Origin of the sequence: Tropicimonas aquimaris, from assembly GCF_042676185.1 — a bacterium.
Taxonomy (GTDB): Bacteria; Pseudomonadota; Alphaproteobacteria; order Rhodobacterales; family Rhodobacteraceae; genus Tropicimonas; species Tropicimonas aquimaris.
Genome location: NZ_JBHTJT010000032.1, coordinates 115,091 through 135,335, shown reverse-complemented (window position 1 = coordinate 135,335; position 20,245 = coordinate 115,091). Strand labels below are relative to the sequence as shown.

Genomic DNA, 20,245 nt, shown 5'->3' with positions numbered 1-20,245 from the left:
ACCGCCCCCAGCGGGGGCGGTGCCGAAGACGCGAATGGTAAAGGAAATGCCAGATGCTTGACGACAGCCAACTCGAAAAAGCCAAGAGCATGTCGATCATCGTCACCAAGGGCACGCTGGACTGGGCTTATCCTCCTTTCATCCTCGGAACGACCGCCGCTGCGATGGATGTGGAGGTGACAATGTTCTTCACCTTCTACGGTCTTGTCCTCTTGAAGAAAGACCTCAATCTCGGCTTCTCGACGCTCGGAAACGCGGCGATAGAAATCCCGATGATTGGCGGACACATGAAGATGCCCAACATGGTCTCCATGCTCCCTGGCGCCGGCGCGCTTGCCGGCACCATGATGAAGAACCTCATGGCCAAGAAGGGCGTGGCCTCTATCGAGGACCTGCGAGAGGCGGCGGTGGATCTCGAGATCCGCATGATCGCCTGCCAGATGACGCTCAACCTCTTCGAATACTCGACCGACGACCTGATCGACGGGATCGAGCTGGGGGGCGCGGCCACCTACATGGAAACCGCCCTCAAATCCGACATCAACCTGTTCATCTGAACATCACCACCACACAGGAGAAGAAACGTGGCAGATCAAACCCTCAACGCCCAAGGCCTGAACTGTCCGCTGCCGATCTTGAAGGCGAAAAAAGCGCTCAAGGGCATGGGTGCGGGCCAGGTGCTTGAAATCACCGCGACCGATCCCGGCTCCGTTGCCGACATGGCCGCCTTTTGCAACCAGACGGGCAACGAGTTGCTCAGCACGAGCAACGAAGGCGACGTCTACACCTACGAGATCAGGAAAGCCTGACAAATCGCGTGGATCGCGACCGTTCATGTCTGGTCAGCCGCTGAATCCGTGGCTGACCCGGTCCTTGCACAAGGCCGGACGATAGAACGCCTCGAGCCAAGGACCGCCACGACCACGACGCGACCGATCCCTTCCACCAAGGAAAGGATACTCCGTGAAATTCGGAATTGTCGTCAGCGAGGGCCCGTATACCCACCAGGCCGCTGACACCGCCTATCACTTCGCCAAGGCGGCGCTGGACAAGGGGCACGAGATACCTCGCGTCTTCTTCTACCATGATGGCGTGAACGTCGCGACGAACCTGTCGGTTCCGCCCCAGGACGAGCGCCATATCCAGAAAAACTGGACCGCGCTCGCCAAGGCCAATGACATCGACATGGTCGTCTGCATCGCCGCCGCTCAGCGTCGCGGCATTCTCGACGAGAACGAAGCAAAGCGGCAGGGCAAGGATGCCTCCAACCTCGCAGAGGGATTCCGCATCTCCGGACTCGGACAGCTCATCGAGATGGGCATCGAATATGACCGTACCGTCACGTTCGGCGATTGAGGAAAGCGAAGATGTCAGAAGCCAAGAAATTCCTCTACGTGAACCGCAAGGCGCCCTACGGGACGATCTACGCCCTCGAAAGCCTTGAAGTGGTGCTGATTGGTGCCGCCTTCGAGCAGGACGTGTCGCTCGCATTCCTGGATGACGGTGTGTTTCAGCTGACCAGGGACCAGAACACCGACGAGATCGGGGTGAAGAACTTCTCGCCCACCTTCCGCGCACTCGGCGACTACGAAGTCACCAAGCTTTTCGTCGAGAAGGAGTCGCTCGAGGAACGCGGGCTGGAGCCCTCCGATCTTCAGGAGATCATGTACGAGGACGAAGATGACGACTGGGAGGAGAAGCCCTCCATCCAGATCGTTTCCCGTTCTGAAATGGCCGACATCATGTCCGATCAGGACGTGGTCCTGAGTTTCTGAGGGGGGAAACATGTCCACACTTCACACAGTCAACAAGTCCCCGTTCGGTGACAGCGCATTCAACAGTTGCCTCGCGCATTGCAAACCCGGCGATGCCGTCTTGCTGATCGAGGACGGCGTCTATGGCGCGGTGGCCGGCTCGGCAGTGGCCGCGAATGTCGAGGCACGCGCTGGCGATGTCAACTTCTACGTCCTTGACGGCGATGCAAAGGCACGCGGATTGGCCGCCGGGAAACTGATCCAACAGGTGAAGCCCGTTGGCTACGACGCTTTTGTCGATCTGGTCGCGGAACACGATCGCACCCAATCCTGGCTTTGAAACGACGCCCGCGGACGCGGGACACAAGATGAGAAGAGAGAAGGAACACCAATATGTCCTATCAAGTAAACGGCGCGGCCATTGAGGCCGACGAAGACGGCTACATCGTCAACCTTGACGAGTGGTCGAAAGAACTGGCCGAAGAGATTGCCAAGGCCGAAGGCCTCGAGATGACCGACGACCACTGGAAGGTGATCGACTTCTTGCGGAACTACTACGACGAGTTCCAGATTGCCCCCGCCATTCGCGTCCTCGTCAAGAACGCAAAGAAGAAGCTTGGTCCGGACATCGGCAACAACAAGACGCTTGAAGCGATGTTCCCGGACGGCGCTGCCAAGCAGGGCTGCAAGATTGCCGGGCTTCCCAAGCCGACCGGCTGCGTCTGACCTCCGAAACGCGGCGCCCCGCCCCGAAGAGAACGCAACAGAACGACGAGCGCACGGGACGGGGCGCCGAACGGAGGAACCGGAAGACGAAAGGTCTGTCTTCCGATCGATTGCAGGCCGCAAGGGACACATCCTGTCGAAGCGCCGAAAAATCCGACATCGGCAGGACAGTGGGTGGAGAGACCCGGCAGGGCTCCACATTTGCGGCACAGAGAAATGCCTGCCGAGCACGTGATTGCAAACCCACGGAGGTCAATCATGAAAGCCACTCTAACTTGCCTGTTCGCCGCATCGGCGATGCTGATCCTGCCTGCGCTGCCCAGCTCTGCCGAAGGCGACGGCAACTGGAAGCGGGGCCGGATTTACTACCGAGCCGCCTGCACGTCCTGCCACACGGCGGAAATCGGCGAGTCCATTTCACCCGCCTCCAAGAAGATTGCCGAATGGGAGGAATGGATCGAGACCCCTGAAGGCGCCGAGCACCTGGCCGAATATGTGAGCCAGGACTACCGGGCCAAGATCGCACCCGACAACAAGGTCGCCGAGAAATTCGCTCCCATCGCCAATGACGACCTCTGGGCCGATATCCGCGCCTTCGTCGTCTATGGCGCCGCGGATTCCGCCACCCCGGCCACCTGCAACTGAAGAGGTCCCCAGTCACCGCCTGCAAGCGACTGACCGGGGAAGAGGACACCAAATGGCTACGAACGAAACTGCCGCCGGCGCGCCACCGCAAGAAAATCGGTCGTTGCCCGAATGGGCCGAGGGTTTCGCCGAGGACTACAAGAAGATCTTCATCGACGAATGGTCGCCCTACCTGGGGTTCATGCTGCTCGTCAGCCTTGCCATGATGCTCATGGCCAGCGGCGTGTTCTGGGGCGTCTTCGGCGGGTTGAAGCTCTGGGGAGACTACATCAACAACGCCATCGGACTGGGCCCGATGCTGGGTATCAGCGAAGATCTGAAGAGTCCGCTGGAGCACCAGATGTCGGTGATGAACATCGCGCTGCTGCTTGGCGCCTTCACCGCCGCGCTGATGTCCATGCAATTCGCGATCCGGAAGGCTCCCCTTAGCGAATACGCCTATGGAGCCGTTGGCGGCTCGCTGATGGGGATCGGCGCAACCATCGCCGGTGGCTGCACCACCGGTGGCTTCTTCATCCCGCTGACCTTCAGTGCGCCCGCCGGTTGGGCCATGTGGATCGGCCTGTTGGCCGGTGCCTTCATCGGGCTCAAACTGCTGCTCTGGGGGATGGAGAACATCACCTGGGGCACCAGGGCGCCCAAGAACAGGACACCGGCGCTCAAGCCCTACTTCCCCTATCTCGGATTGGTGATCGCGCTCGGCGTGCTCTGGTGGGGTGTCACCTGGCTGCGCAGCGAAAGCAACTACACCTCGATCCTTGCGTTGATGATGCTTGCCGGGTTCGGCATCGGCTTCGTGATGCACCGCTCGCGGCTTTGCTTCGCGCGGGCCATCCGTGAACCGTTCATGACCGCCGAAGGCATGATGACCAAGGCGATGATCCTCGCGATCTTTGTCGGCTGCCTGTTCGGTTCGATCCTGATCCAGAAGGGCAATATCGACCCCTACGTGGCGCTGTCCACGCGCTTCTGGCTTGGGTCGCTGATTGGCGGCCTGATCTTTGGCATCGGCATGGTACTGGCGGGCGGCTGCGCCTCGGGTACGCTCTGGCGGATCGGCGAAGGGCATCTGAAACTCGTCGTCGTGCTGTTCTTCTTCGCCTGGGTCGGCTCCATCGCCAGTGTAGCTTTTGGCAACCTTGGCGTGACCACGGGCGAGATCGACCTCGATTTCATGGACGGCATGGTCGAGTTCAGCGCGCTCGGTTATCAGGCCTTCCTGCCTGACATGCTGGGCGGATGGGGGCCGACCTACATGGTCATGATCACCATCCTCGCGATCTGGTGGTGCCTCGTTCGCTACAACGAGACCACCGAGAAGTTCACCGTCATCTAGGAAATACGCCCCTCGGAAGGACCGGGGGTTCACACGCTATCCAATACAGCAAACAGGAGGAAAAAATGAGCGCCAGGACCAAGTTGACAAGACTTGCCATGGCCGTTGCGGTGGCTTTCGCACCGGTATCCATCGCATGGGCCGAGCAAGCCGCGCCGACCGCAGAAGACAAGGCGGGCTGGTATCACGAGGAGCATGTGGTCGACTACGACTTCATCGCACCCTATGCCGTGCTGCCGCAGCGCGACGACGTGATGATCGTCGATTCCCGCCCCGAGCGCATGTTCGGCCCGGGCCACATCCCGACCTCGGTGCTGATCCCCGACAGCAAGTTCGCGGAAATGACCGACATGCTTCCCGAAGCCAAGGACCAGATGCTGATCTTCTATTGCGGCGGATATGCCTGCAAGCTCAGCCACAAGTCGGCCTTCAAGGCGGAGGAACTAGGTTATACCAACGTCAAGGTTTATGCGGCCGGTTTCCCGGACTGGAAGGAAAAGGGCGGCTCGGTCTCGATCAACACGGCTTACGTGCAGCAACTGATGGCCGGCGAAGAACCGGTGCTGATCGTCGACTCGCGCCCCAAGGGCAGCAAGTATGACAAGGGCTACATCCCCGGCGCGATCAGCCTTCCTGACAGCAAGTTCGACGCCATGTCTGGCCTGCTTCCGGCAAACAAGGACACCGCGCTTGTGTTCTACTGCGGCGGATACATCTGCAAACTGTCGGACAACTCCGCTCAGGCGGCAATGAAAATGGGCTACACCAAGGTCTTCACCTATCCCGCCGGTTACCCCGAGTGGAAGAAGCTTGTCGGTGTGGTCGCTATGCTTGTTTCCCCCGACACCAACGCAGCTGCCTCAATGGCCACGCCAGACATGCCCGCACCGGGTGAAGGTGTGATGGGTATCGAGGAGTTCAACAAGATCGTTGCCGAACGTCCGGCCGATGTTCTGATCGTCGATGTGCGCGATGCCGACGAGTATGCTGCAGGCGCGCTTGCGGACACGATCAACATTCCGGTCGGTGAGCTGGAAGACAAGGTGTTCGACCTGCCCGACGACAAGCGGATCGTCTTCATCTGTACGTCCGGCGGGCGCAGCGGGGAATCCTACGACCTTGCCAAGCTGCTGAACCCGGGCCTGAACGTCGCGTTCCTCGACGCCGTGGTGAAGTACAACAAGGACGGCACGATCGAAGTCACGCCCCATAGCTGACCGATTGCGTGCAAATGACCCGGAGCCGGCCCTCGAATGCGGGCCGGTTTCGCCCTTCGGCAGGGCTGTTCGAGCTTGCTAGGCCTTCCAGCCGTCAAGGGTTTCCTTCGCAAGCGCGACGGCCTTGGGAATGGCTGCTGCAACCTTGGGGCTCAACTCGAGCCCCCAGCCAAGCGTTTCGGGTTCGATCCCGACAAGAACACGACGCTCGGGAAGATCGCCGCTCAAACGGGACATGTCGAAGAGATCTGCCAGTCCGACCTCGTGCACGCTGAGTTTTCCGGAACGGACGAAGGCGTCCATCTCCTCGCCCTCCAGACGCCGCACGGTGCCGGCGCCGGAATGGAACTGTGCAGCATCGAACACCACGAGTTGATCGCTGGCGCCAATTGGTTCGGAAAGGGTGAAGCTGAGCGTGCCGCCATCGATGCAGGTCACGTCGCCGTCCGATCCGTGCAGTTCTTCGAACAGTTCAACGGCCCGGATCCCGGCCGCCTCGTCGGACATGATCGAATTGCCGATCCCCAGAATGAGTATGCGCACTACCCGTTTCTCCGATCTTGTTCTTGGCTTCTCTGCCGTGTCTTTTTTGTAGGTGCGAGACAAAACGCCAGCGTGAAACCGGAATGAAAACGTATTAAACATCACGAATATAAGAGCAACAAAAAAGGGATGCGACCCATGTGCCTTGCAGTGCCGATGCGTATAAGTTCGATTGATGGATTTGTTGCAACCTGTGAGGCCAGCGGGATCGAGCGGGACGTCAACCTGTTCATGATGCAGGGCGAGGATCTGGCCGTCGGGGATCACGTTCTGATCCACGTCGGGTATGCGATCAAGAAGGTGTCGGAAGAGGAAGCCCGGTTGAGCTGGGAAGCCTTCGACGAGATCCTTCAATCAGATGCATGAACTCGTGATCTGCCAGGCCCTGATCGACCAGGTCACAACAGTCGCACGGGACAACAACGCCTCGCGCGTGAGCGGCATCACCCTTGAGGTCGGCCCGTTATCCGGCGTCGTGCCGGAGTTGCTGTCGAATGCCTTTTCCATTGCTGCGGCCGGGTCCGTGGCCGATGGCGCCAGCCTGACAATCGAGCTGTCGCCGGTGCGTGTCTGGTGCAAGGCCTGTCAGGCCGAGAGCGACGCGAAGATCAACCGCCTGGTCTGCGCCCAGTGCGGCGACTGGCGAACGGAGCTGCGCTCCGGAGATGAAATGCTGTTAAGGTCGGTGGTGCTGGAGGATGCTGAATCCGACCTGCCTGCGAGGCAATCCGAGGAGGAAGGCAATGTGTGATACCTGTGGCTGCAACGTGACCCCCGGCAACCGGGACCTCGCCGAGGGCAGGCAAGCGACGCAGGTTCTCGGCAATCTGCTCCAGGTCAACGACTCTCAGGCCATGCACAACCGGACCCATTTCAACCAGCACGGGGTGTTTTCGGTCAATCTCATGTCCTCCCCCGGCGCCGGCAAGACAGCGCTTCTGGAAGCGACGGTAGAGCTTGTGAAGTCCGGCCTGCGGATCGGCGTGATCGAGGGCGACCTGGAGACCGAGAATGACGCCGACCGCATTCGCGCCTGTGGCGTTCCGGTCGTTCAGATCTGCACTGGCACAGCCTGTCATCTGGACGCGCATATGGTGCATGACGCGCTGCATGAACTGGAACTGGCCAGTCTGGACGTGCTCTTTGTCGAGAATGTCGGCAACCTTGTCTGCCCGGCCAGCTTCGATCTCGGCCAGCATCGGAACGTGGCGCTGCTGTCGACGCCGGAAGGGGACGACAAGCCCGCAAAATACCCGGTCATGTTCCGGTCGGCCGACATGGTGCTCCTGACCAAGCGTGACCTCGCCCCCTATATGCCGGAGTTCGACACGACGCGGGCTGTGAACTTCGTCCGCCAGTTGGGCAATGCCGCGCCCATTCTCGAGGTCTCTGCCAAGTCCGGCGACGGGCTGGATGGCTGGGTCGACTGGTTGAAGCGCAGGGTCGCCGAGCTTCGCTCGAACCTCTCCTTTCCCACCACAGCGGCAGGAGGCTGACCATGAGCCTAGGCGCCGCGGAGTTGCTGGAGCGGATCAGGGCATTGGACCTGCCGGAAAAAGTGCGGATCATGAACGTGTGTGGCGGGCATGAACGGTCCATCACCCAGGCCGGTCTGCGCAACGCCTTGCCGCCCGCTATCGAGTTGATCCCCGGGCCGGGCTGTCCGGTTTGCGTCTGCCCCGAGGAGGATGTCTACCAGGCTATCCAGCTGGCGATGAACGAAGACCTGACGCTGGCCACCTTCGGGGACATGTTGCGGGTGCCGGTGAACGTCCGCAAGACCGAGATCCGTTCCTTGGAGCAGGCAAAGGCTGCCGGTGCAGATGTCGTTCCCGTCGCCAGCCCGCAGGAGATCGTCGCGTTGGCCCGCGCCAATCCGGATCGCCGGGTGGTGTTCTTTGCCGCGGGGTTCGAGACGACAACGGCGCCGGTCGCTGCGATGATGGCGCAGGGCGTTCCCGATAACCTGCTCCTGTTGCTTTCCGGGCGGCTCACCTGGCCTGCAGTTTCCATGCTGCTGAACTCCGGAGAGGTCGGGTTCGACGCGCTGATCGCGCCCGGGCATGTCGGCACAGTGATGGGGCCGGAGGAGTGGGAATTCGTGGTCGAAGATCACAATGTGCCGGCCGCAATCGCCGGTTTCGACAGCGACAGCCTGCTCGCCGCGATCTATTCCGTGCTGCGCCAGCTTCAGTCGGGCAAACCCGCTCTCGACAATTGTTATACCCGGGTTGTCCAATCGGGAGGCAACCCGACGGCACGCCGATTCCTGTCGCAAGTCATGGAAGTGACCGATGCCACCTGGCGCGGGATCGGCACGATCCCCGCATCCGGCTTTTCGCTGCGCGACGTGTACGCGGCCCATGACGCCCGAAAACTGCTCCCGGATTATGGCGACGACGCACGCCGACGTGTCGGGGAGATGCCGGCCGGTTGCGACTGCGCCCAAGTGGTGCTGGGTCGTATCTATCCCGACCAGTGCCGGATCTTTGGTGCGGCCTGCACCCCGCGCACGCCGGTTGGTCCCTGCATGGTCTCCGACGAGGGCGCCTGCCGGATTTGGTGGTCCAGTGGGAAACGCACACGCGTGGAACAGGCTGCGGAGTGATCATGGCGCCGGACGCTGAAAACGATCCTGCTTCCACTGACTCCACAATCGTCTCCCGACGGCTCGTGCTGACCGGTCACGTGCAGGGCGTCGGGTTTCGCCCGCACGTTTATCGCGTCGCGACAGGACTGGGTTTGAAAGGCTGGGTGCAGAACCAGATGGGCGAGGTCTACGCCCATGCGCAAGGGCCGGAAGTTGACGTACAGGCGTTCCTGCGCGAGGTGATCGAGACGGCGCCCCCCCTCTCTGCCCCCACTCTTCGAGATGTGACAGCGGTTGCCGTCGAACCCTTCGAAGGGTTTGAGATCCTTGACAGCAACAAGGGCACCGGAGCGTCGATTTTCGTGCCCGTCGATACCTGTGTCTGCCAGGCGTGTTTGCGGGAATTGCGTGACCCGGCAGATCGGCGCCATCGCTACCCGTTCATCAATTGCACCCAATGTGGACCTCGCTACACGCTGATCGAGGCGATGCCCTATGATCGGCCAAACACGACCATGGCAGGGTTTCCACTCTGCGAGGCGTGCCGCGCGGAGTACCAGGATCCGGCGAACCGTCGGTTCCACGCAGAGCCTGTCGCCTGCCCGAGATGCGGCCCGTCCCTCCGGTTCGTTCGCGAGGGTCACAGCGAGGTTGCCGATACCGAGGCCGCGCTGACCGAGGCTGTTCATATCCTTGTCTCTGGCGGAATTCTCGCGATGCGTGGGATTGGGGGCTACCACCTTATGTGCGACGCCCGCAACGAGGCCGCAGTTTCGCAACTGCGGGCAAGGAAACGCCGCCCGGCCAAACCCTTCGCAATCATGGTTCCACAGGCAGGCGATGACGGGCTGGATGCTGTCCGCAGCTTCGTCACGCTGTCCGATGTTGCCGGGGAGGAACTGGTCACGCCGCGCCGCCCGATCGTCCTTCTGCCACGACTGCCCGAGGCTGACCTGGCACCGTCGGTTGCGCCGGGATGCGGCGAGCTCGGCCTCTTTCTGCCCTACAGCCCATTGCACACGCTCCTGCTCGGCGCCTTCGACGGTCCGCTCGTTGCGACTTCGGCGAATCTCAGTGGAGAGCCGGTGCTGACCAACCCAGATGAGATCGACGCCCGGCTTGTCGGCGTTGCGGATGCGGCGCTGCATCACAACCGGCCGATTGCGCGCCCGGCGGACGATCCTGTCATGCGCGAGATCGCCGGAGCGATCGTTCCTTTCCGCCTCGGGCGCGGCACGGCGCCGGTCGAGCTGTCGCTTCGTCGGCCAACCCCGAAGCCCGCGCTTGCGCTTGGCTCGCACATGAAGGCCACGGTCGCGCTGGCCTTCGAGAACCGGGCGGTTGTCTCCCCCCATATCGGCGAGATGGATGCCCCGCGGAGCCTCGAGATATTGAAGCGTGTCTCGCAAAGCCTTCAGGATCTTTACGATCAGCGCGCAGAAGTTCTGCTTTGCGATGCGCATTCGGGCTACACGACTCATCGATGGGCCCGGACGCAGGATCTGCCGATTGTGCCGATCCTGCATCACCACGCCCATGCCTCTGCGCTGGCCGGTGAGTACCCGGAGGCGGAAGGGACCTGGTTGACCTTCACCTGGGATGGCGTCGGTTTGGGTCAGGACGGGACGCTCTGGGGCGGCGATACCCTATTGGGTCGCCCGGGCAACTGGCAGCGGGTCGCCCATTTCCGCAGCTTCCGGCTGACGGGCGGGGACCGCGCCGGGCGAGAGCCGTGGCGCAGCGCGGCAGCCCTTTGCTGGGACGCCGGGCGGGATGTGCCGATCTTGCCCGATGGCGCGGAGATCGCCCGGCAAGCTTGGGAGAAAGGCATCAACACGCATGAGACCACTGCAGCAGGACGGCTGTTCGACGCGGCCGCCTGCCTTGTCAGCGAAATGACCCATGTGAGTTTCGAAGCTCAAGGGCCCATGCAACTGGAAGCATGGGCAAGGGGAGAAACCGGGCACGCGATCCCTGTGCCGATCCATGAGACCGAGAGCGGGATGGCAATTGCCGACTGGGCTCCCCTGCTCGATACGTTGACGGACAGCTCCCGCAGCCAGGGGCAGCGCGCGGCGGATTTTCATGCAAGCATGGCGCAGGGTCTGGTCGATCTTTCGACCTGGCTTTCCGAGCGCCATGCCATCTCGAATATCGGCCTGACAGGAGGCGTCTTCCAGAATGCGCGCCTCGTCCACGAGATACAGCGACGGATGACGCACGCTCCGGATCTGCTGCGGCTGCATCGAAAAGTGCCCTGTAACGACGCCTCCATCTCCTTCGGGCAGGTGGTCGAGTATGCCGCTTTGGCAGGAGGATCCCTCGAATGACGCTTCAGGACAGCCACATCTCGCTTGCCCACGGCAATGGAGGGCGGTTCATGCGCGAGTTGATCGACGAAGTCTTCGCGCGCCATCTCGCAAGCGACACACTGGACACCACTGCCGATGCCGTGCGCCTTTCGCTGCCCGGGGAAGAGATCCGGTTCACGACCGACGGTTTCACGGTTCAGCCGTTGGAATTTCCCGGCGGCTCCATCGGCTCTCTCGCCGTGCATGGCACGACGAACGACCTCGCTGTCGCCGGTGCAGACCCGCTCTATCTGAGCCTGAACGCCTTCATCGAAGAGGGGTTCGACGTGGCACAGCTCGAACGCATTGTTGCCGATCTCGGTCGTGCTGCATCCGAGATCGGCGTCTCGGTCGCGGCGGGCGACACCAAGGTTCTGCCGCGCGGCCAGGGCGGCGGGATTTACCTTGCGACGACAGGTATCGGAGTTCTGCGGCATCCGACCCCGCTGGGGATGAAGCAGATCCGGGACGGCGATGCGATCCTTGTGAGCGGTCCGCTCGGGGACCACGGAATCTCGGTCATGCTCGCACGAGAGCAGTTCGGGCTTCGAGGGGATATCATCTCCGATGCGTCAAGCGTTCTGGGTATCACCTGCGCGATGCGCGAGGTTCCCGGCATCCGATTCATGCGTGATCCGACCCGGGGCGGGCTTGTTTCTGTCGCCCATGAAATCGCCCGAGCCACCGGTCTCACCGTCGCCCTGGATGAGCCAGCGATCCCGGTGAGGCCGGCGGTCCGCACTGTCTGCGATATGCTCGGCTACGATCCATATTATCTCGCCTGCGAAGGTCGGGTCGTAGCGGTGGTCGATCCCGGCTCGGCACAGGATGCCCTCTCCGCCATGAGGCGCCAGTCCGGCGGCGAACTGGCCGAGGTGATCGGTTGCGTCCGTCAACAATCCGGCGAAGCCTGTGTGTCCCTGAAAACGGAAGTTGGTGGACTTCGCTTCCTGCAGGAACTGGAAGACGATCCCCTCCCACGTATCTGTTGATCGGGGCGTGGCCCGCGCGGGCAAGTGGGCTCCCTCGCCTGTCAGCGCGGAGCGTTGCGCACTGACCCTTGCCCCCGTTCGGATGGGTGCAGCCGCGCGTAGCGCCACCGGATACCACCGGCGGTTTGAGCTAGGAGTAGACCGCTGCACAAGCCAGCCGGCGCCCGGGACACACATGCCGCCGCCCATGCATCCGGCCAGTTGAGAGACTTGGCCGCATTCTTTTTTCGGAATGTCTGAGATACCGTGGGCACTGAACCGCTTCAGCCGTGGAGAAACACGCATGGGCGCACATTCTCGCGATAACACACTCGACTTCCTGCAAGTCGCCAAGGATCTGCTCCCCAGCGGCGCCAGCTATAACGCCTGCGTGGGCTGCGGCATTTGCGCCTCGGGCTGCCCGGCCTCCGGGCTCTTCGGGATGGATCCGCGCCGCTTCATCAACATGGCCATGCTGGGCATGAACGAGGAGCTCTCGACCACTCCATGGGTCTGGGCCTGCACGCAGTGCAAACGCTGCGCCTATCTCTGCCCGATGGGGATCGACGTCTCCCTGCTTGTCGGCGCTGCACGCGGCGCTTGGCCGACCGAGGACAAGCCGAGCGGGATCGTACGCTCCTGCGCGGCGCAACGGCTTGACGAGAGCACCAGCGCCATGGGGCTGATGTCGGAGGATTTCGTCGAGATCGTCGAGGAGACGGTCGAGGAGTTGAAGGAAAACGACTCCCGCTTCGCGGAACTCAAGGTGCCGATCGACAAGAAGGGCGCGAAATTCGTCATCAATCAGAACTCGCGGGAGCCCGCCACGGAGCCCGAGGAAATGGCGCCGCTCTGGAAAATCCTCGACTATGTCGGCGCAGACTGGACCTATGCCTCCAAAGGCTGGGCAGCCGAGAATTTCTGCATGTTCACCGGCGATCTCGATGCCTGGAAGGACATGGTCGAAACCCGCGTCAACGCCATCAACGCGCTCGAATGCGAAACCTGGATCAACACCGAGTGTGGGCACTCCTTCTTCACCCTCTGGGCGGGGGTCGAGAAATTCGGGTTGGAAGCCAATTTCGAGGCGGAAAGCCTTGTCACCTACTACGCCCGGTGGATCCGCGAAGGGAGGCTGCCGGTCAATTCGGACTGGAACAAGGACAACATCAAATTCACCGTGCAGGACCCTTGCCAACTGGTCCGCAAGTCCATCGGCGATCAGGCGGCGGACGACCTGCGCTTCGTGGTCAAGACGCTGGTGGGCGAAGAGAATTTCATCGACATGCAGCCCTGTCGAAGCGCGAATTACTGCTGTGGCGGCGGTGGCGGCTTCCTGCAGGCGGGCATGTCCAAGGAACGCCGCGCCTATGGCAAGCGCAAGTTCGACCAGATCATCGCCACCGAGGCGGACTACGTGCTGACCCCCTGCCACAACTGCCATTCGCAGATCGATGACGTGGGCGAGCACTTTGGCGGCGCCTATACGGTCACGCATCTGTGGACCCTGATCTGCCTGTCCCTCGGCATACTTGGGCCGGGCGAACGCAAGTATCTTGGCCCCGACCTGGCGGATATCAATCTTCCGGAGGGAACATGAACGCCATGTCCAAACGGGTTCACGAAGCCGACGTTCTTGTCATCGGTGGCGGCGCCACCGGGTCAGGGATCATGCGCGATCTTGCGCTGCGGGGGATCACCTGCCTGTTGATCGATCGCAAGGACCTGAATGCCGGGGCGTCCGGCGGCAATCACGGGTTGCTCCATAGCGGTGGTCGCTACGCCGCCGCGGACGCCGAGACAGCCGCGGAATGCATGCGCGAAGGTGAGATACTCAAACGGCTCGCACCGGAATGCATCGACGATTGCGGCGGATTGTTCGTTGCGGTCGAAGGCGATGACGTGGACTTTGCAGCTCGTTTCCCAGAGCACTGCCGCGTCGCCGGCATCCCCTGCGAGCCCCTAACCGCGGCTGAGGCGCGCGAGCGGGAACCGGCCCTGCCGCAGGGGATCATCGCAGCCTATGCGGTGCCCGATGCCACGATCGACCCGTTCCGGGTGGTACTGGAAAATGTCGGCCATGCGGAGCGACAGAACGACAGCAGCTATCTCCCGCACACCGAGGTCGAGGCATTCGAGATTGTCGACGGCAAGGTCATCAGCGCGCAGTGCCGCGATCGCAGAAGTGGCGACCCGATCGAGATCCGTGCCCGGCAGTTTATCAATGCCAGCGGCGCCTGGGCAGAGAAAGTCGCACGCCTCGCTGGTTGCAACGATGTCAGCCTTCTCTACTCCAAAGGCACCTTGCTGATCAGCAATACTCGGGTGACCAATGGCGTGGTCAACCGGCTGCGCCTTCCCGATGACGGAGACATCCTTGTGCCGGGCGGAACGGTCTCGCTGCTTGGGACCTCTTCGGTCACCGTCGAGGATCCTGATGGCATTGCGCCGACGATTCCGGAGGTGGACCGCATTCTTGCCGAGGGCGCCGCGATGCTGCCGGTTCTGAACGAAACCCGGTTTGTGCGGGCCTTCTCGGGGGTCCGGCCGCTGCTGAAATCCGCCGGGAGCGAGGCGGACGGACGCAAGGCCAACCGCGGTTTCGCGCTGTTCGACCACGAGGACCAGGGCCTCACGAATTTCGCCACGGTGGCCGGCGGCAAGTTCACGACCTTCCGGCTGATGGCCGAAAAGGCGGGCGACCTAGTGGCACAGCGGCTTGGCAATGCCGAGTCCTGCAAGACAAATGTCGAGCCCCTGCCTTCGGGCGACGCGCTGCGCTGGACCCAACCCGGGGCCGCCGCGCGCGACTGGTACAAGAGGTCTGATCCAACCGACATGATCCTATGCGAATGTGAGATGGTGGCCCGTTCCGCTGTCGACACCATCATGCAGGACGCGCCGGGCGCCGAGGACCACATGAGCCTAAAGGCAATCGCGCTGCGCAGCCGGATCGGCAAGGGCGCCTGCCAGGGGGCGTTCTGTTCTATGCGGGTCACGTCCTACCTCTATGATCGCGGCGTCTATGACAGCCCGGACGGGCTTCGCCTGATGCGTGAGTTCGTCCAGGAACGCTACAAGGGCGTCCGACCGGTTCTCTGGGGCGCACAGATGCCCCAGGCAGAACTTGCGGAGATCCTGCATTGCGGACTGGCCGGCATGGACCTGACGGCGGATGAAGACGGGGGCACAAGCAAATGAAACGAGGAACCCGCCGGATCGAGACGCAACTGGCCGTCATCGGCACCGGAATCGCCGGATTTGCCGCGAGCATCTTCGCCTTGCGGCGCCGGCTGGATGTTGCGCAGTTCGGCCATAGCGGCGCGATGGCCTATACCACCGGGTATCTCGACCTGCTTGGCGTACACGACCAACGCGTCCGGACCGACCCGTGGGCTGCGCTGGACGACCTGCGCCGGGACGAGCCTCACCATCCGATGAGCGGGCTCGCAAATCAGACCATCCGCACTGCCTTCGACGGATTCACCGATACGCTCGGTGAAATGGGGATCGGCTATACAAGGGCCGGCGAGCGCAACCTGTCGGCGCTGCTACCCAACGGCATCGCCAAGCCGACGCTTTCTGTTCCGGACACCATGCTGGCAGGCGTTACGGCATTGGAAACCGGCGCAAGTACGCTGATGATCGATTTCGACGGGTTGCAGGGGTTTAGTGCCAAGGCTTTCGAGGTCAATTTCGCCGAGCGATGGCCGGCCCTGCGCTCGGCGCGGCTGACCTTCCCGGGTATGGAAAACCGCCAGATCTTCCCCGAGGTTCTGGCACGGTCGCTGGAGACACGGACGACACAGGACGCGCTGGCAGTAGCAATCCAGCCGCTGCTGAATGGCGCGGAATATGTCGGACTTCCAGCGATCCTCGGCATGCACGCCCCCGACGCGGTTCTGGCACGGATTCAAGAGGCGATCGGTGTGAAGCTCTTCGAGATCCCGACCATTCCGCCAGCCGTACCGGGGATCCGGCTGCGCGAATGCTTCGAGCGGGCCTTCCCGGAGATGGGCGCAAAGCTGGAGCCGCAGCTCAAGGTCGCAAATGTCGAGTTCGGCGCCTCCGGAGCGACCTTGCACTTGCACGGACCAATGGAGGACCTACAGGTCGAGGCCTCCGCGGTCCTGCTCGCAACGGGTCGGTTCCTGTCCGGCGGGTTGCAATCCGATCAGCATCGCCTATCGGAGACCTTGCTTGACTTGCCGATCCGCCAGCCCGAGGGGCGGCAGGGGTGGTTTCGCCGGGAATTTCTCGATCCGCGGGGGCATCCGGTCAACCGGCTCGGGGTGGAGGTCGACAGTGCTTTCCGGCCCGTCGGGCCGGATGGCGACCCGGTGCATGAAAAACTCTTCGCGGCCGGGGCAATCCTTGCGCATCAGGACTGGGCACGGCAGCGCTGCGGCGCCGGCTTGGCGATCGCGACCGCCTACAGCGCGACCGAGGCCGCCACGGCTGCGCTTGGTTGACTGGGCAAGGCTCATTGTTTTGCGGCTGAGGGAGGTGTCATGTTTGGGTGGCTCCTTTTTCGCAAGGATTGATTTGAGCTTCTGACGAGGCTTTGTCAGAAGAACTCGGCTTGCGACGGGGCAGGGGGCTGACTAGCGTCTCGGCATGACGAAACGCGACCCGTTCAAGTACTTTAAGACCAGCCGGGAAATCATACGCCTGGCGGTGACGCTCTATGTGCGCTTTCCGCTCTCGCTGCGCAACGTCGAGGATCTGCTGCACGAGCGCGGCATTGATGTCAGCCACGAGTCCGTCCGGTTTTGGTGGCAGCGTTTCGCGCCGATGTTCGCCGCCGAGATCCGCAAGAAACGGGCCGAGCGTCTGCGTTCCGGGCCGCAGTGGCAGTGGAATCTCGACGAGATGTTCGTGAAGATCAACGGTGAGCGGCTCTACCTCTGGCGGGCCGTCGACCACGAGGGCGAGGTTCTCGAGAGCTTCGCGACGAAGTCGCGGGACAAGAAGGCCGCATTGAAATTCCTCAGGAAATCAATGAAGCGCTATGGTCGGCCGCATGTTTTTGGCACAGACAAGCTCCGCTCCTACGGCGCCGCGCTGAAGGAACTCGGCGCGGCAGACCGTCAGGAAACTGGCCGTTGGTTAAACAACCGGGCAGAGAATTCGCACCTGCCGTTTCGACGACGGGAGCGGGCGATGCAGCGGTTCCGGCGGATGCGAAGTTTACAGATGTTCGCATCCGTCCACGCCTCGGTCTTCAACCATTTCAATTCGGAGCGCAGCCTCTCCTCCAGAGCCAACTTCAAGAAGAACCGAGCCGCCGCTCTTGCCGAGTGGCGCGGCCTTTGCGCGGCATAAGGGACAGCCATCCTGTCCTTGGTGAGACTGGTTCGAATTTGTCGGACACCTCCCGGGACGATGTTCGCCTACGAGATCCGGAAACGCCGTATCGAGGGCATGCGATCCAGCCGGTGGCGATGGCACCTCGACGAGATTTTCGTGAGGATCAACGGTGATCGACACTACCTCTGGCGCGCCGTTGACCACGAATACGAGGGGCCGATCGCGCTGCAGCAAGTCGCCTGGGAGATCGAGCCGGCCGACGTGACAGGTCGTGTCTTGATCGTGCCCTACATGAACTATCCCGCCTTCAGGGCCGGCACGCGGGTCAGTCCGATCGACAACATCAACCTGAACAGGGCCTTTCCAGGCCGTGCGGATGGCACGGTCTCCCAGAAGATCGCCAACTTTTTCAACAATGTGCTGGTTCCGATGCCGGACGTGGTGCTGGACTATCACTCAGGCGGAAAGACCCTGGATTTCCTGCCCTACGCGGCGACGCACTACCTCGACGCCGCCGCGCAGCAGGCGGCCTGCGTCGACGGCGTCGAGGCATTCGGCGCGCCCTACAGCACGATGATGCTGGAGATCGACGCCGTCGGCATGTTCGACACCGCGGTCGAGTCCTAGGGCAAGGTCTTTGTGATGACCGAGCTTGGTGGCGGCGGAACAGCGACGGCGCGCTCGGCCGCCATCGCCATCCGCGGCGGCAAGAACCTGCTGCGTCACAACGGGATCCTGGCGGGGGAGGTGGAGACCGACGGCGGCAGCCAGATGCTCGCGATGCAGGATGACGCCTGCTTTCATTTCGCCACCGTCGAGGGGCTGATCCATCCGCTTTGCGATCTCGGCGACGAGGTTGTCGCCGGCCGGCCGATTGCGCAGGTCTGGCCGGTCGACCGGACCGGAGTGGCGCTGGTCGAGAGTGCCGCCAACCGCGACGGCCTGCTTGCCGCCCGGCATTTCCCCGGACTCGTGCAGTGCGGTGATTGCGTTGCCGTGATCGCGTCCGGGGTGGACATCGACGATACCGGGGCTGTTTCCGCGGGATGATGGGCTCGCCAGGCGATCCCGGAGCAACCCTAGTTGACGTCACGACGCGCGTGGCAGGGGCACCCCGGATGCCGTGGGCGGCACCTTCGGCGCGACCAATCGGGCGTGAGGATCCATGCCGTCATGCATTATCTCGCGTGACACTCGATCGGATTTCCGGTCTTGTTCGGTCAGTAGACAGAGGAGGTGAACATGAACCATCTTGCGCGCGCGCTCGTAGTCGGTTTGGCCGGTTCCGGGTTTGCGGCGGTCGCCGCAGAAGCAACGGAATGGCGTTTCAACAACCCCCTGCCGGAAACCCGGCCGGAGACCGCCGAACTGAACCAGTGGGCCGAAGACATCGCCGCAGCGACGGACGGTGAGTTCACGGTCAAGGTTTTCAGCGGCGGTTCGCTGGGCCTGGAGAACACCGACGCCCTTCGGTTTCTTCCGAACGGAGTTGTCGACATGAGCCTCGTCTGGGCCAACTACCTCGGCCGCGACGCGCCGGCACTGAGTTCCGTGCTGGTGCAAGGCTCCATCGGTGACCTGGAGGAACTGGAGGCCGCCCTGCCGGTCGTTCGGGACATCTACACCGAGGAGTTCGCGGATTGGGGCGTCGTATCGACCGGCTTCGTTGCGCTTCCGATGCTTGAAGCGTCGATCTGGTGTGCGAACGAGCCGATCCGAACACTGGAAGACCTGCGGGGCAAGAAGCTCCGGGTCTGGGCGCGCGATCAGGTCGAGACCTTCACCCGGCTCGGTATCTCGGCACAGATCATTCCCCAGGAAGAGATGTATGTCGCACTGAAAACCGGAGTGGTGGATTGCGCCGTCTATCCGGCGCTCTACGCACATACGGTCTCGCTCCAGGAAGTGGCAAAATACGGCGCCTATCTCTACCCGATGGCGACCAGCCCGTATGTGCTTGGTGTGTCGGAGGAAAAGTGGAACGCATTGCCTGAAGAACACCGGGCGGCGATTACCGCCGCTGGTGAGGCGATCTGGGATCGCACCAATTCCTACGAGGATGACCACCAGAGCGAACTCGAGGCCCGGGCAAAGGCAGTGGAGGCCGGTGTGACCTGGCTGGAGGACTTCCCCGAAGAAGACCGTGCGGTCTTCCTCGAAGCGGTCTCGGAAACCTGGAAGATGCTGGCCGAGGAGGCCGGCGGTTCTGCGCCCGAGTACCGCCAGCGCGTTCTCGACGCCATCGGGCGGTAGGCGGTCCGGCGCACCAGATGAAAACCGGACGCGGAATCGTGAGGCGGGGGCTGGAATACCTGGCACTCGCCTGTGCCGGATTGTCGGCCCTCGGCCTTGCGGCCATTGTCGGACTGATCGTCGTCAGCGTCCTCATGCGCCGGCTGGTGAATGCGCCACTGCATTTCACCGAGGAGGTCGTGGGGCTGCTGATGAGCGCCTGCCTCTTTCTCGGCCTGCCGCTCGTGACCCTTCAGGCCCGGCATGTGCGGGTCTCGATACTGGCCAATTTCCTCGAGGATCGCCACACGACCGCCGACGCCGTCCTGTCCATCCTCGCCGCGGGCGTCGGCCTAACCTGCTGCATCTGGCTCTTCGTGGAAGCCATTCCCTGGATCGAGTTCGCCCTGAAGCGGAATCTCAGGACCGAGACGTCGAGGGTTCTGCTCGCGCCGTGGTTGATGTCGCTTCCGGTTTCCATCGGCCTGACCGGCTTGATTTTCCTGTGGCAACTCATGGATCGCATCGCGGGGCTCTGGGGGCGGCGGTCTTCGGCGGGAGAGACCTGAA

At 62.5% G+C, this 20,245-nt stretch carries 23 protein-coding genes and 2 pseudogenes; 24 read left to right on the top strand and 1 reads right to left on the bottom strand.

Going from position 1 to position 20,245, the window contains the following annotated elements; genetic code table 11:
• The first annotated feature begins 53 nt into the window (after positions 1-53).
• The 9 genes from ACFQ2S_RS15875 (at position 54) to ACFQ2S_RS15835 (ending at position 5,678) form a co-directional block, all read left to right on the top strand.
• Positions 54-557 (top strand): DsrE/DsrF/DrsH-like family protein, encoded by a 504-nt coding sequence (locus ACFQ2S_RS15875; protein ID WP_386075918.1) that lies wholly within the window; start codon positions 54-56, stop codon positions 555-557.
• 27 nt (positions 558-584) lie between these two features.
• The gene (locus ACFQ2S_RS15870) at positions 585-809 is read left to right on the top strand and encodes a sulfurtransferase TusA family protein (protein WP_068315297.1); all 225 of its coding nucleotides are present in this window, start codon (positions 585-587) and stop codon (positions 807-809) included.
• A gap of 154 nt (positions 810-963) precedes the next feature.
• A complete protein-coding gene (gene tusD / locus ACFQ2S_RS15865; protein WP_386075916.1) occupies positions 964-1,356 on the top strand; it encodes a sulfurtransferase complex subunit TusD in 393 nt (130 codons plus the stop codon).
• An 11-nt stretch (positions 1,357-1,367) separates the two neighbouring features.
• Positions 1,368-1,775 (top strand): sulfurtransferase complex subunit TusC, encoded by a 408-nt coding sequence (gene tusC, locus ACFQ2S_RS15860; RefSeq protein ID WP_068315303.1) that lies wholly within the window; start codon positions 1,368-1,370, stop codon positions 1,773-1,775.
• Positions 1,776-1,785: 10 nt separating this feature from the next.
• Entirely contained in the window at positions 1,786-2,094 is a 309-nt protein-coding gene (gene tusB, locus ACFQ2S_RS15855) for a sulfurtransferase complex subunit TusB (RefSeq protein WP_386075915.1), read from the top strand.
• A gap of 53 nt (positions 2,095-2,147) precedes the next feature.
• Positions 2,148-2,480, top strand: coding sequence for a TusE/DsrC/DsvC family sulfur relay protein (locus ACFQ2S_RS15850; protein WP_386075913.1), 333 nt, complete (start codon positions 2,148-2,150; stop codon positions 2,478-2,480).
• A gap of 258 nt (positions 2,481-2,738) precedes the next feature.
• A complete protein-coding gene (locus tag ACFQ2S_RS15845; RefSeq protein ID WP_386075911.1) occupies positions 2,739-3,125 on the top strand; it encodes a hypothetical protein in 387 nt (128 codons plus the stop codon).
• A 52-nt stretch (positions 3,126-3,177) separates the two neighbouring features.
• Positions 3,178-4,461 (top strand): YeeE/YedE thiosulfate transporter family protein, encoded by a 1,284-nt coding sequence (locus ACFQ2S_RS15840; protein WP_386075909.1) that lies wholly within the window; start codon positions 3,178-3,180, stop codon positions 4,459-4,461.
• 65 nt (positions 4,462-4,526) lie between these two features.
• Positions 4,527-5,678 (top strand): rhodanese-like domain-containing protein, encoded by a 1,152-nt coding sequence (locus ACFQ2S_RS15835; RefSeq protein ID WP_386075908.1) that lies wholly within the window; start codon positions 4,527-4,529, stop codon positions 5,676-5,678.
• A 78-nt stretch (positions 5,679-5,756) separates the two neighbouring features.
• Here ACFQ2S_RS15835 and ACFQ2S_RS15830 read toward each other — a convergent pair whose 3' ends face one another.
• The gene (locus tag ACFQ2S_RS15830; RefSeq protein WP_386075906.1) at positions 5,757-6,221 is read right to left on the bottom strand and encodes a HyaD/HybD family hydrogenase maturation endopeptidase; all 465 of its coding nucleotides are present in this window, start codon (positions 6,219-6,221) and stop codon (positions 5,757-5,759) included.
• Between the two features lie 138 nt (positions 6,222-6,359).
• Here ACFQ2S_RS15830 and ACFQ2S_RS15825 point away from each other — a divergent pair, with 138 nt between their 5' ends.
• From ACFQ2S_RS15825 to ACFQ2S_RS15760, 15 genes and pseudogenes are all read left to right on the top strand, one after another.
• A complete protein-coding gene (locus ACFQ2S_RS15825) occupies positions 6,360-6,587 on the top strand; it encodes a HypC/HybG/HupF family hydrogenase formation chaperone (protein ID WP_386075905.1) in 228 nt (75 codons plus the stop codon).
• Complete coding sequence (hypA, locus tag ACFQ2S_RS15820) at positions 6,580-6,972, top strand: hydrogenase maturation nickel metallochaperone HypA (RefSeq protein ID WP_386075903.1); 393 nt, start codon at positions 6,580-6,582, stop codon at positions 6,970-6,972. Before ACFQ2S_RS15825 ends, hypA begins: the two co-directional genes overlap by 8 nt.
• Positions 6,965-7,717, top strand: coding sequence for a hydrogenase nickel incorporation protein HypB (gene hypB, locus ACFQ2S_RS15815; RefSeq protein WP_386075901.1), 753 nt, complete (start codon positions 6,965-6,967; stop codon positions 7,715-7,717). Before hypA ends, hypB begins: the two co-directional genes overlap by 8 nt.
• 2 nt (positions 7,718-7,719) lie before the next feature.
• On the top strand, positions 7,720-8,829 hold the full coding sequence (gene hypD, locus ACFQ2S_RS15810; RefSeq protein ID WP_386075900.1) for a hydrogenase formation protein HypD: 1,110 nt from the start codon (positions 7,720-7,722) through the stop codon (positions 8,827-8,829).
• 2 nt (positions 8,830-8,831) lie between these two features.
• Positions 8,832-11,141, top strand: a complete 2,310-nt coding sequence (hypF, locus tag ACFQ2S_RS15805) for a carbamoyltransferase HypF (RefSeq protein ID WP_386075898.1) — start codon at positions 8,832-8,834, stop codon at positions 11,139-11,141.
• A complete protein-coding gene (gene hypE, locus ACFQ2S_RS15800; protein WP_386075896.1) occupies positions 11,138-12,154 on the top strand; it encodes a hydrogenase expression/formation protein HypE in 1,017 nt (338 codons plus the stop codon). The genes hypF and hypE overlap by 4 nt, the downstream gene beginning before the upstream one ends.
• Before the next feature lie 283 nt (positions 12,155-12,437).
• Positions 12,438-13,733 (top strand): (Fe-S)-binding protein, encoded by a 1,296-nt coding sequence (locus ACFQ2S_RS15795; RefSeq protein WP_386075894.1) that lies wholly within the window; start codon positions 12,438-12,440, stop codon positions 13,731-13,733.
• Positions 13,730-15,334, top strand: coding sequence for an anaerobic glycerol-3-phosphate dehydrogenase subunit A (gene glpA, locus ACFQ2S_RS15790; RefSeq protein WP_386075892.1), 1,605 nt, complete (start codon positions 13,730-13,732; stop codon positions 15,332-15,334). Before ACFQ2S_RS15795 ends, glpA begins: the two co-directional genes overlap by 4 nt.
• Positions 15,331-16,605, top strand: a complete 1,275-nt coding sequence (gene glpB, locus ACFQ2S_RS15785; protein ID WP_386075891.1) for a glycerol-3-phosphate dehydrogenase subunit GlpB — start codon at positions 15,331-15,333, stop codon at positions 16,603-16,605. The genes glpA and glpB overlap by 4 nt, the downstream gene beginning before the upstream one ends.
• A gap of 145 nt (positions 16,606-16,750) precedes the next feature.
• Positions 16,751-17,458, top strand: a complete 708-nt coding sequence (locus ACFQ2S_RS15780) for an IS6 family transposase (protein WP_386075889.1) — start codon at positions 16,751-16,753, stop codon at positions 17,456-17,458.
• A 54-nt stretch (positions 17,459-17,512) separates the two neighbouring features.
• Positions 17,513-17,656: pseudogene (locus tag ACFQ2S_RS15775) on the top strand (DDE-type integrase/transposase/recombinase); the annotation flags it as partial.
• 3 nt (positions 17,657-17,659) lie between these two features.
• Positions 17,660-18,070 (top strand): annotated as a pseudogene (locus ACFQ2S_RS24830) (N-alpha-acetyl diaminobutyric acid deacetylase DoeB); the annotation flags it as partial.
• 15 nt (positions 18,071-18,085) lie between these two features.
• Entirely contained in the window at positions 18,086-18,493 is a 408-nt protein-coding gene (locus ACFQ2S_RS24825) for a hypothetical protein (RefSeq protein ID WP_449369418.1), read from the top strand.
• A 192-nt stretch (positions 18,494-18,685) separates the two neighbouring features.
• On the top strand, positions 18,686-19,696 hold the full coding sequence (gene dctP, locus ACFQ2S_RS15765; RefSeq protein WP_386075888.1) for a TRAP transporter substrate-binding protein DctP: 1,011 nt from the start codon (positions 18,686-18,688) through the stop codon (positions 19,694-19,696).
• A 17-nt stretch (positions 19,697-19,713) separates the two neighbouring features.
• Positions 19,714-20,244 (top strand): TRAP transporter small permease, encoded by a 531-nt coding sequence (locus ACFQ2S_RS15760; RefSeq protein WP_386075886.1) that lies wholly within the window; start codon positions 19,714-19,716, stop codon positions 20,242-20,244.
• Position 20,245 lies beyond the last annotated feature (1 nt).